This window comes from Pseudomonas linyingensis, assembly GCF_900109175.1.
In the GTDB taxonomy this organism is placed as follows: domain Bacteria; phylum Pseudomonadota; class Gammaproteobacteria; order Pseudomonadales; family Pseudomonadaceae; genus Geopseudomonas; species Geopseudomonas linyingensis.
The window spans coordinates 77024-88581 of sequence record NZ_FNZE01000019.1; the positions used below are offsets into that span (position 1 = coordinate 77024).

The 11558-nt window shown below is 61.3% G+C and carries 10 protein-coding genes, 2 tRNA genes and 1 rRNA gene; 3 read left to right on the forward strand and 10 right to left on the reverse strand.

Annotated elements, in window-relative coordinates; translation table 11 throughout:
* Window positions 1-15: 15 nt before the first annotated feature.
* From infC to BMZ19_RS19150, 5 genes are all read right to left on the reverse strand, one after another.
* A complete protein-coding gene (infC, locus tag BMZ19_RS19130) occupies window positions 16-549 on the reverse strand; it encodes a translation initiation factor IF-3 (protein ID WP_090313180.1) in 534 nt (177 codons plus the stop codon).
* Between the two features lie 33 nt (window positions 550-582).
* Entirely contained in the window at window positions 583-2493 is a 1911-nt protein-coding gene (gene thrS, locus BMZ19_RS19135; protein WP_090313181.1) for a threonine--tRNA ligase, read from the reverse strand.
* A 205-nt stretch (window positions 2494-2698) separates the two neighbouring features.
* Complete coding sequence (locus tag BMZ19_RS19140; RefSeq protein ID WP_090313182.1) at window positions 2699-3526, reverse strand: alpha/beta fold hydrolase; 828 nt, start codon at window positions 3524-3526, stop codon at window positions 2699-2701.
* Window positions 3527-3604: 78 nt separating this feature from the next.
* Window positions 3605-3681: transfer RNA gene (locus BMZ19_RS19145), tRNA-Val, on the reverse strand.
* A gap of 6 nt (window positions 3682-3687) precedes the next feature.
* Window positions 3688-3764: transfer RNA gene (locus BMZ19_RS19150), tRNA-Val, on the reverse strand.
* Window positions 3765-3947: 183 nt separating this feature from the next.
* On the opposite strand from BMZ19_RS19150, the gene BMZ19_RS19155 reads away from it, so the two are divergent.
* Window positions 3948-5231, forward strand: coding sequence for an NAD(P)/FAD-dependent oxidoreductase (locus tag BMZ19_RS19155; RefSeq protein WP_090313183.1), 1284 nt, complete (start codon window positions 3948-3950; stop codon window positions 5229-5231).
* A gap of 59 nt (window positions 5232-5290) precedes the next feature.
* Here the strand turns inward: BMZ19_RS19155 and BMZ19_RS19160 are convergent, their stop codons facing one another.
* The 3 genes from BMZ19_RS19160 to BMZ19_RS19170 form a co-directional block, all read right to left on the reverse strand.
* A complete protein-coding gene (locus BMZ19_RS19160; RefSeq protein ID WP_090313184.1) occupies window positions 5291-6241 on the reverse strand; it encodes a PA2778 family cysteine peptidase in 951 nt (316 codons plus the stop codon).
* The gene (locus tag BMZ19_RS19165) at window positions 6241-6633 is read right to left on the reverse strand and encodes a PA2779 family protein (protein WP_090313185.1); all 393 of its coding nucleotides are present in this window, start codon (window positions 6631-6633) and stop codon (window positions 6241-6243) included. Before BMZ19_RS19165 ends, BMZ19_RS19160 begins: the two co-directional genes overlap by 1 nt.
* A 101-nt stretch (window positions 6634-6734) precedes the next feature.
* Window positions 6735-7361: a hypothetical protein gene (locus BMZ19_RS19170; protein WP_139214712.1), complete on the reverse strand. Its 627-nt coding sequence runs from the start codon at window positions 7359-7361 to the stop codon at window positions 6735-6737.
* Between the two features lie 269 nt (window positions 7362-7630).
* Between BMZ19_RS19170 and BMZ19_RS19175 the strand changes: the two genes are divergently transcribed.
* Both BMZ19_RS19175 and BMZ19_RS19180 read left to right on the forward strand, forming a co-directional pair.
* A complete protein-coding gene (locus BMZ19_RS19175; RefSeq protein ID WP_244517284.1) occupies window positions 7631-9463 on the forward strand; it encodes an ABCB family ABC transporter ATP-binding protein/permease in 1833 nt (610 codons plus the stop codon).
* A 71-nt stretch (window positions 9464-9534) separates the two neighbouring features.
* The gene (locus BMZ19_RS19180; protein ID WP_090313188.1) at window positions 9535-10050 is read left to right on the forward strand and encodes an O-acetyl-ADP-ribose deacetylase; all 516 of its coding nucleotides are present in this window, start codon (window positions 9535-9537) and stop codon (window positions 10048-10050) included.
* A 52-nt stretch (window positions 10051-10102) separates the two neighbouring features.
* Here BMZ19_RS19180 and BMZ19_RS19185 read toward each other — a convergent pair whose 3' ends face one another.
* Window positions 10103-11044, reverse strand: coding sequence for a DUF808 domain-containing protein (locus BMZ19_RS19185; RefSeq protein WP_090313189.1), 942 nt, complete (start codon window positions 11042-11044; stop codon window positions 10103-10105).
* 224 nt (window positions 11045-11268) lie between these two features.
* Window positions 11269-11384 (reverse strand): 5S ribosomal RNA (gene rrf / locus BMZ19_RS19190).
* Between the last annotated feature and the right edge of the window lie 174 nt (window positions 11385-11558).

An 11558-nucleotide genomic window follows, 5' to 3' on the forward strand; every position in this document is an offset into this window, starting at 1 on the left:
CCAGTGCCCTGGTGGTTACTTTCTCTTTTTCGGGGCGATGACCATGATCAGCTGGCGTCCTTCCATCTTCGGATGCTGCTCAACGGAGCCGTATTCGGCGAGGTCGTTTTCGACCCGCTTCAACAGCTCCATGCCCAGCTCCTGGTGGGCCATCTCACGACCACGGAATCGAAGCGATACCTTGGCCCTGTCCCCGTCGACAAGGAAACGTACCAGGTTGCGTAGTTTTACCTGGTAATCCCCTTCTTCCGTCCCTGGACGAAACTTTACTTCTTTAACCTGCGACTGCTTCTGGTTCTTCTTCGCCTCGGCAGCCTGCTTCTTCTTCTCGAACAGGTGCTTGCCGTAGTCCATGATCCGACATACCGGCGGAACCGCATCAGCAACAATCTCAACCAGATCGAGCTTGGCCTCTTCAGCGGCCTGGATGGCTTCGGCAATGGAAACCACACCAACCTGCTGGCCATCAGCGCCGATCAGGCGAACCTCGCGGGCCGTGATGTTTTCATTGATCGGCGGACGGGCCTGTACTCGCCTGTCTTGTCTCATGTCGCGCTGCTTAATAGTGATTACTCCGTTCTGTTACCGACCACGCCGGGAAACGGCCTGGACCAGCAGATCCTGGAACTCGCTGACGGTCATCGAGCCCAGATCCTGACCGTCGCGCGTACGCACGGCGACGGTTTGCGATTCGACTTCGCGATCCCCAATAACCAGCAGATAGGGAACCTTGAGCAAAGTATGCTCACGGATTTTAAAGCCGATCTTCTCGTTTCTCAAGTCGGCTTTGGCACGATAGCCGTTTTCTTCCAGCTCTTTGGCCACCTGCGCGGCAAATTCGCCCTGCTTGTCGGTGATATTCAGCACCACCGCCTGGGTCGGCGCTAGCCAGGCCGGGAAGGAACCCTCGTAGTGCTCGATGAGGATCCCGATGAAACGCTCGAAGGAACCGAGCACGGCACGGTGCAGCATCACCGGGTGCTTGCGGCTATTATCCTCACTGACGTACTCGGCCCCGAGGCGGATCGGCAGATTGAAGTCGAGCTGCAGGGTACCGCACTGCCAGACCCGCCCCAGGCAATCCTTCAGCGAGAACTCGATCTTCGGACCGTAGAAGGCGCCCTCGCCCGGCTGCAGCTCCCACGGCAGGCCAGCGTTGTCCAACGCGGACTGCAGGGCAGCCTCGGCGCGATCCCACAGGTCATCGGAGCCGACGCGCTTCTCCGGACGGGTCGACAGCTTGAGCTGGATGTCCTTGAAGCCGAAGTCGGAGTACACATCCAGGGTCAGTTTGATGAAGGCCGCAGCCTCATCCTGCATCTGCCCCTCGGTGCAGAAGATGTGCGCGTCGTCCTGCACGAAGCCGCGCACGCGCATGATGCCGTGCAGCGAGCCGGACGGCTCGTTGCGGTGACAGGCACCGAACTCAGCCAGACGCAGCGGCAGTTCACGGTAGCTCTTCAGCCCCTGATTGAACACCTGCACGTGGCACGGGCAGTTCATCGGCTTGACCGCGTAGTCACGGCTTTCCGACTCGGTGGTGAACATCAGGTCGCCGTAGTTGGCCCAGTGACCGGACTTCTCCCACAGCACGCGATCGACCACCTGCGGCGTCTTGATTTCCAGGTAGCCGTTCTGGCGCTGGATACGGCGCATGTACTGCTCGAGCACCTGGTACAGGGTCCAGCCATTGGGGTGCCAGAACACCATGCCGGGCGCTTCTTCCTGGGTGTGGAACAGATCCAGGCGCTTGCCAATCTTGCGGTGATCGCGCTTTTCCGCCTCTTCCAGACGATGCAGGTGATCCTTGAGGTCCTGTTTGTTGCCCCAGCAGGTGCCGTAGATGCGCTGCAGCATCTTGTTCTTCGAGTCGCCACGCCAGTAGGCACCGGCCACCTTCATCAGCTTGAAGGCCTGCAGCTTGCCGGTCGAGGGCACGTGCGGGCCACGGCACAGGTCGATGAAGCCACCCTGCCGGTAGAAGGACAGCTGCTGATCACCAGGAATCGCCTCGATGATCTCGACCTTGTACTTCTCACCCAGCCTGTCGAAGAAGGCCACCGCCTCTTCGCGCGACATCAGCGAGCGACTGACCTGATGGTCGGCCTTGGCCAGCTCGTACATCTTCGCCTCGATCCTCTCGAGATCCTCACTGGTGAAGGGACGCTCGCAATCGAAGTCGTAATAGAAGCCGTCGTTGATGACCGGGCCGATGGTGACCTGGGTACCGGGGAACAGCTCCTGCACGGCCATGGCCATCAGATGGGCACAGGAGTGGCGCAGCACCTCGACACCCTCCGCATCCCGCGCAGTGATGATCGACAGCGCGGCATCCTCCTCGATGACGTACGAGGTGTCCACCAGTTGACCGTCGACCTTGCCGGCCAGCGCGGCCTTGGCCAGACCGGCACCGATGGATTGCGCAACCTCGGCCACACTGACCGGTTGCTCGAATGAACGCTGACTGCCGTCGGGAAGAGTAACGATGGGCATGGCGCCTCCTCTCTCAGTGGTGACCCCTACCAAAGGCCACGTGGGGTGGGATGAGCCAGTAAACGGCGCCCGGCGGGAAAACTGCCTTACGATGGCAGGACCGATTCGGCCTTCCCGGCACACAGGCGGAGATCACTGGAAAATAAGCCCGCCATCGTTTCAGAAAACCCCGCCCGGCGCAAGGCAAAGCGCCCGCACGCGCAACCTACAGAGCGTCGAGAAACTCGCCGACCAGACGATTGAACAACGCCGGGCGCTGCACATTCATGCCATGGGAAACCCCCGGCAGGATCGCACGCTGCGCCCCCGCCAGATGCCGCTCGAGCATCTGCAACACCACCGGAAACGGCTGCGGGCTGCGCTCACCGCCCAGCAACAGTGCCGGGCAGCGGATTTCAGCCAGCAGGGCGGGCGTCACCGGCTCCGGCCGGTCAGCAACCTGCCCCACCAGAGTGAAGACATTGTCCAGCGCCATGTGCCGGAAGCGGGCCGAGGAGCGCCGCCAGATCCCGGCACCACTGACCGTATCGACGAACAACTCCAGACCAGCCTCAGGCTGATCGGCACGGATCAGGCGTAAAGCCTCCAGGCGGAACTGATTGCGCTCGCCCGCCGCGACTGGCGCCAGCAGGTCGGCCGCCTCGAACAGCTCGGGAGCAAAGTCCCCACCCGGATCGGCCAGCAGCAGCGAGCGCACCAGATCCGGCCGTTGCGCCGCCAAGCGCAGCGCAATATTGCCGCCCCGAGAGTGACCCAGCACATGCATCGGCTCGCCCTGGCGCTCGATCAACTCGACCAGATCAGCGACATGCTGCAGCGTGGAAAAGCCCTTACCTTCGCCATTCCAATGCTCCGGATAGCAATGCCGAAGACTGACCGCCAGCACCCGATAGCGCTCAGCCAGCACCGGAATCTGCGCCGACCAGAAGCGGTAGTCACATAGCGAGCCATGCACCAGCAACAGCGAAGGCCCCGAGCCCTGCTCGAGCCCCTTCAGTTCGTAATCCGACAGCCGCCAAACCACTGGCTCCACCTGAACAACCTCGCCGCGCCAATTTCCCGGAAGCAGAAAACAGAAAAGCCGGTCAAAATGACCGGCTTTTCTGTTATTTGGTAGGCACAATTGGACTCGAACCAACGACCCCCACCATGTCAAGGTGGTGCTCTAACCAACTGAGCTATGTGCCTGCAATTTGGTAGGCGCAATTGGACTCGAACCAACGACCCCCACCATGTCAAGGTGGTGCTCTAACCAACTGAGCTATGCGCCTGCAGTGGGCCGAAATACTACGGAGCAGCCGCTCACCCGTCAACACTTTTTTGGCTAACCTACTGAAAAAACACCATCTTTTGGCGTATTCCAGATCTCAGCGGTCTTTCGTCTCGCTGGCAGCCCGGAAAAATCCCGCGTAGGATCGAATCACACGTAAAGGATATACAACAGAGGTTGCAAAATGGCGTACACCCCCTATCCGCAATCCTACTACGCCTTTTCCGCCAACCCGGCACCGCAACGCCCGCCCCTGATCGGCGAGCACGAAACTGATGTATGCGTCATCGGTGCCGGCTATACCGGCCTGTCCACTGCCCTGTTCCTGCTGGAGAACGGCTTTCGGGTCACCGTGCTCGAGGCGGCGCAGGTCGGCTTCGGCGCCTCAGGTCGCAACGGCGGACAGATCGTCAACAGTTATAGCCGCGACATCGACGTGATCGAGCGCAATACCAACTCACAGGCCGCCGCGTTGATGGGGCAGATGGCCTTCGAGGGTGGCCGGGTCATCCGCGAGCGGATCGAACGCTACAACATCCAGTGCGACCTGAAGAACGGCGGGGTGTTCGCCGCGTTCACCTCCAGGCAGATGGAGCATCTGGAAGCACAGAAGCGATTGTGGGAGCGCTACGGCCACACCCAACTGGAACTGCTCGATCGTCAGGCTATCCGTCGGGTGGTAGCCTGCGACAACTACGTCGGCGGACTGCTCGACCACACCGGCGGACATATCCATCCGCTAAACCTCGCTCTCGGTGAGGCGGCGGCGGTGGAGTCACTGGGCGGAGTGATTCACGAGCAATCGCCGGTCGTGCGCATCGAGCGCGGCACCACCCCGGTGGCGCACACTTCGCAGGGCCGGGTCCGCGCCAAGTTTCTGGTGGTGGCCGGCAACGCCTATCTGGGCAACCTGTTGCCGGAGCTGGCCGCCAAGTCGATGCCCTGTGGCAGCCAGGTCATCGCTACCGAGCCGTTGAGCGAGGAGCTGGCCCTCTCGCTACTGCCACAGGACTACTGTGTCGAGGACTGCAACTACCTGCTCGACTACTACCGCCTCTCGGCCGACCGACGCCTGATCTACGGCGGGGGCGTGACCTACGGCGCACGCGATCCGGCCAACATCGAAGCCATCATCCGGCCGAAGCTGCTCAATACCTTCCCGCAACTGCAGAACGTCAAAATCGACTTCGCCTGGACCGGCAATTTCCTGCTGACTCTGTCGCGCCTGCCTCAGGTAGGGCGCATCGGCGACAACATCTACTATTCGCAGGGCTGCAGTGGTCACGGCGTAACCTATACTCATCTGGCCGGCAAGGTGCTGGCAGAGGCACTGCGCGGCCAGGCCGAGCGCTTCGACGCCTTCGCTGGCCTGCCGCACTACCCCTTCCCCGGCGGCCGCTTGTTCCGCATCCCGCTCACCGCTCTCGGCGCCGGGTATTACCAGCTGCGCGACCGCCTGGGTGTCTGAGCAGTCCCGCCAAAGCAGCAACGACATCCTTTGGGGCCGTGCTGCTTCAGGGTTGATCGCTACAGCGGACACGCAGGAAGTACCGTACACGCCCCCGCCCGCGTAGCTGCCGGCAACGCCTCGCGAAATCGCGACTCCTCCGGAACCAGCGCGCGAGAACATTGCTGAGCCTGCCCGGCCGGGACCGCACAACCCTGGTCGGCCAGCACATGAGCCAGATTGGCCCAGCCTGGAGCCAGCGTGGGTTCGACTGTAACGGCCTGTTTGAGCGCAAGCTGCGCGCCGTCAAAATCCCGCGCCGCATAACGGGCATTGCCCAGTGCAAACCAAGCTACGCCCTCACGGGGCCAATGGCGCACAGCCGCCTCGTAGGCGCGCCCCGCCGCATCGACATGCCCGGTCTGCTCGAGATCGCTGGCGGCCGTTAGCCAGGGGCGCAACTCGGCCCGAGCCGGCAACTTGTCTGGCGGCAGCGTGAGAACCGCCCAGCGCCCACCACGCGCCCAGGTCGCATCGAAACTGGCAAAGTCGGTCACCCAGCGCCGCGTGGTGCCCGAGCGGAGGATCAACTGCTGCTTCCTGCGGTCATAGCCCACCAGCACGGCAAAGTGCCAGCGCGGATACCAGTCGAAGGCCAGATTCTGCAGCACCAGCACCGGATTACCGGCCGCTACCTCGGCGAGCAGGACTTCCAGACCAGGCGCCAACGGGTAGACCAGCAGATCATGGTCGCGCGCGGCCGCCACCAACTCAACCTGCAGGCTGCCGTCGCGACCGGGAAGAAACACCCGATCCTTGAGCAGCCCCGGCGTGGTACTCACACCACGCTGGTTGAGCATGGTCGCCAGTGCGGCCGGACCACACTGGTACTCGGCCTGGGGGAAGAACGACACCTCGCTGAGCTCGACCCGCTCCGGCAGCAGCTCGGCCTGTGACGACAACGGCGGCACCGAGGCACAACCACCGAGAAGCAAACCAGCCAGCAACAGGCATAAAGCCTGCCGCCTCATCAATTGATGCACTTGACGAAGCTGAAGATATCGGTCGCGCACAACATGTCAGTGATGATGAAAATCACCAGGAACAGCACGATGACACCAATGATGCCGCCAGCCGGCGCCTCGCTGAGCTGCTGGTTGAACTGAGCCAGCTCGGCATTGGTAAGGCCTTGGATACGCTGCTCGACCTGCTCGCGCTCCACGCCCAGCGTCACCAGCTTGTCCTGCACCCCCTGATCATCCAGCATGGCCAGCAATTGTTGGCGATCGACCTGCTGTTGCTGCGCGTGCAGGACCTCCGGGGTATCGATCATCGCCGCCTGGGCTAGCGGTACTTGAACCAGCAGCAGATGGGATGCTGCCAGCAAAGCGGCCAACCGACGGGAAAATGCTCGCTTGAACATTGGACTCTCCTTCCAAAGATCCAATTGGACTATCTCAGGTCAACCCAGTTCCACTGTAGATTAGGCGAAATGCTACAGCCCGCCGCCAATGCCACACGGCCTTACCGACTCGGAAGTGCCCCTAGCATGTCCATGATGAATTTGCGCGTGGACGGCATAGCCTCGGCAAACTCCGGGCTCGTTTCCGGCGCGACCTTGACCAAACCCTTCAACTGCGCCCGCTGGACCTGCTCGGCATATTTCTGCGCAAACAACTCGCGGATTCTCCTCGACTCAGTCGCCCCCTCCTGCAGCAAAGCCTCCAACACCTTACGGGTCGCATCCATGAATACCCGGCTGCGATTGAACTGCCAGCATTGCTCCACATACTGTTTCGATCGCTGGGTCAACTTGTCATCCAACGCTGCCAGATCCCGCTTCAAGGCTTCACTTTCCAGCTCGGCACAAGCCGCTCGCCGCTGCAGGTCATCAATACCCTTCTTGAAATCGGCACTGACCGCTTGGTCATGCACGGCCAGTTGCTCGCCCAGCGCCTGCAAGCGCGCGCCGAGCTCCGACTTTTCTGCCAGCACCTGCTGGAGCAGCTTCTCGACCCCAGCAAGCTGCGTGAGATCCGTCGCCTCTGACGCTACATGACCGTCGCGGAAACCCTGCTGATAGCCTGCCTCCCAAGCCGACTCGGATGACATACCGCCAGGCGCTCCAGCCCGAACTTCACTTACATTCATTCCCAGACCTCCATGCCTGACATTCTGGGTACGAATCCTGCCCGGTCGCTGCAGCGATATCCGTGAGAGCCCCCGCAAAACCCGTGATCATTGGTAAATCAGCCCCATAGCCCCGTCCCGCCCGGCAAACCAACTCCGCCGCAGCTCACCCGCCCGAAGATACTTCGCTTCCCCGTTGCATGGCGGCCACAGCCGGACCAGCATAGGCAGCCAATACATCGACATATCACGCCAACCTGCCTGGCGAGGCATACAAGGATCTGATGAGCATGGCGTCCAGCAATACCAACGAACAAGCCGACACTGCAGCGGTCAAGCGTGCCGAGCCGGTGCGCGGCGATTTCGCCGTGGTCGCAGACCTTCTGCCCTATCTGCGCCCCTACCTCGGACGCATTCTTCTGGCCCTAGGCCTGGTGTTCGCGGCCAAGCTGCTCAACCTGCTGGTACCGATCGTCCTCAAGCATATCGTCGACGGTCTCAATGTAGAACCCAGCCTCATGATGCTGCCGGTCGGCCTGCTTCTGGCCTACGGCGCTGCACGCATCGGCGTCACCCTGTTCACCGAACTGCGTCAGGTGGTATTCGCCCGGGTCATGGCGCGCACCTCGCGTCAGGTTACCCTCCGGGTGTTCCGTCACCTGCACGGTCTCAGCCTGAAATTCCACCTCGGCCGGCGCACCGGCGGCGTCGCTCGCGATGTGGAACGAGGCGGCAGTGCGATTGCCGACCTACTCGACTGGACCCTCTACTCGATCATTCCGATCCTTCTGGAGGTACTGCTGGTCACTGGTGTGCTGGTGTGGGCCTACGACTGGCGTTTCGCCGCCATCACCCTCGGCACCCTGCTGGCTTACGGGATATGGACCTTTGCCATCACCGAATGGCGCACCCGCTACTATCGTGCGGCGGTGGAAGCCGATACTCGCGCCAACGAACGTGCGGTCGACTCGCTACTCAACTACGAGACCGTCAAGTACTTCAACAACGAGGAACACGAAGCAACGCGCTACGACGAAAACCTGCGCAGCCTGGAGAATGCCAAGGTCAAGGCCACCACCAGCCTGGCGCTCCTCAATCTCGGCCAGGCGGCAGTCGTGTCCCTCGGTGTCACCGCAATGATGTGGCTGGCCGCCGACGGGGTCGTTGCCGGCAGCCTCACGGTCGGGGATCTGGTGCTGGTCAACGCCTATCTGCTGCAGCTTTCCGCGCCACTGTTCCTGCTTGGCATGATGTACCGCGAGGTGAAGCAGGCGCTGACCAACATGGAGCGCCTGTTCGGCCTGCTCGACGAGCGTCAGGATGTGCAAGACGCCCCGGACGCCCGGCAACTGGTTCCCGGCCAGCCGCAGGTGCGCTTCGAGAGCGTGCAATTTGGCTATGACCCGCGCCGACAGATACTGCATGACGTGGATTTCGAAATTCCCGCCGGCGGCACCGTGGCCGTGGTCGGTCACTCCGGTTGCGGTAAATCCACCTTGGCCCGACTGCTGTACCGCTTCTACGACGTGGATGGCGGCCGTATAACGATAGCCGGTCACGACCTGCGTCAGCTGACCCAAGCCTCGGTACGCAGCGCCATCGCCATCGTTCCGCAGGACACCGTGCTGTTCAACGAGAGCATTTACTACAACATCCTTTATGGCCACCCGGGCGCCAGTCGTGAGGAAGTCGAGGCCGCGGCTCGCGCCGCGCATATCCACGACTTCGTGCAGAGTTTGCCTGATGGCTACGAAACTCCGGTCGGCGAGCGCGGCCTGAAGCTCTCCGGTGGCGAGAAGCAGCGCGTAGCCATCGCCCGAGCGATTCTCAAGAACCCCAGCATCCTGATATTCGATGAGGCCACCTCGGCGCTGGACTCACAGTCGGAGCGCACCATCCAGGCCGAACTGGATCACATCCAGCTCGGCCGCACCACCCTGGTGATCGCCCATCGTCTGTCCACGGTGATGAACGCCGACCAGATACTGGTAATGAATGATGGGCGCATCGTCGAGCGCGGCAGCCACCCGCAGCTGCTGGCCCTGGGCGGGCAATACGCGCAAATGTGGCGACTTCAGCAGCAACGCGCGGAGCAGGCAGCAACAGAGCAACACGGCCGATGATGCACCAGGCAAGTCCGCGAGCGATCATCTAACGTGAGAGTCATGCTTGCGACTTGCCAGGTCTTTATCCCATGCCAGCACAGCTGCACGCCATCCAGGCCGACATTACCACGCTCGCGGTCGACGCCATCGTCAACGCGGCCAATCCGTCGCTACTTGGCGGCGGAGGTGTTTCCGGAGCCATATTGCGAGCCGGGGGAGCGAAGCTTGTTGATGCATGCCGTCGCCTTGGCGGTTGCGATAGTGGCGATGCCAAACTCACGCCAGGCTATCGCCTGCCCGCCCGTTACGTCGTGCACACGGTCGGCCCTGTCTGGCACGGAGGGCAACAGCAGGAGGCGGAGTTGCTGGCCTCCTGCTACCGTCGCGCCCTTGAGGTCGCAGCTGCGGCAGGCGCTCGTAGCGTAGCCTTCCCGAGCATCAGTACCGGCATCTTCGGCTATCCCTTCGCGCAGGCCGCGGCCATAGCTGTGGATACCGTGCGGGCAACTCTGCCGGCGCTTCCCACCATCGAGTCGGTGGTGTTCTGCTGTTTTTCCAGCGCTGACCTGCAGGTTTACACTCGGCTACTCGACGCTCTGGACTAAAGGGAGGGGAGAGAGCCACGAACCGCCCTGCCCTATTCCACGCGAAAGGCGACTACTCAGCCAAGCCGAGCTTACCCCGCACCTTACCGAATAGGGCAACCCCTGCCACCACCACACCACCGGCTACTACGCCGAAGGCGGCATTGAGCAGCGTCGGAACCAGCGCCTGAAGCACTCCCCCTATAGCGGTTCCTGCGCCCCCCGCATGAGCCAACTGCTCAATGGCATGATGCACTATGGGGATACCGTGGGTCAGGATGGCGCCACCGACCATGAACATGGCCGCAGTACCCACGACCGAAAGCCCCTTCATTAGGTATGGTGCGACGCTGAGGATCATGCCGCCGAAGCGTTTCGCCAGACGCGAATCCCGCTGACAGAGATGCAGCCCGAGATCGTCCAGCTTCACGATTCCGGCCACCAGACCATAGACGCCGACCGTCATCACGATGGCGATTACGGATAGTACCAACACCTGCTGCATGAAGGCGGCCGCGGCCACCGCCCCCAAGGTAATGGCGATGATCTCCGCAGAGAGAATGAAGTCCGTACGTACTGCACCTTTGATCTTGTCCCGCTCAAACGTCACCATATCGACAGCGGGATCGCTCAGTGCCGCAAGCTGACGGGCATGGTCGGCATCCTCCTCCACCTTGCTGTGCAGAAACTTGTGAGCCAGCTTCTCGAAGCCCTCGAAACACAGGAAAGCGCCTCCCAACATCAACAGCGGAGTAATAGCCCAAGGGGCAAGCGTACTGATCAACAGAGCGGCAGGAACCAAAATCAGCTTGTTGAGAAACGAGCCCTTGGCCACTGCCCATACTACTGACAGCTCCCGGTCTGCAGCGACCCCGGTAACCTGCTGGGCATTCAAGGCCAGATCATCACCGAGCACTCCAGCCGTCTTCTTGGCTGCCACCTTGGTCATCACTGAAACGTCATCTAAAATAGTCGCAATGTCATCAATCAATGCGAGCAAGCTACTTCCAGCCAAGTTGGTTCTCCCTGCGTGCCGGTTGTTGGTACAGGCCATCTTCGCCAATGATATCCGTGTTGCAAGTCATTTTGGTGCAGCGTGTGGTGGCGACAATAGAATGAACAGAGAGAGCAGACGAGCTCGAGATTAGAGCAGGGGCGCCCCGCAGAGCGTAGAGCAACTCCCGCGCCGAAAAGCCGAAACCCCGACCAGCATGTGCTGATCGGGGTTTCTGTATAGGTGCTTGACGATGACCTACTCTCACATGGAGAAGCTCCACACTACCATCGGCGATGCGTCGTTTCACTGCTGAGTTCGGGATGGGATCAGGTGGTTCCAACGCTCTATGGTCGTCAAGCAATTTGTTGGGGAATCGTTTTGAGTCGCTTCCCCTAATTGGGTATGTGATATCGGTGTATCTTCGGTAATTTTACGCGTTCTTGCAAGCTTTCGGCCTGTCACACGCAAACAACAAATTGTTTGGGTGTTATATGGTCAAGCCTCACGGGCAATTAGTACTGGTTAGCTCAAC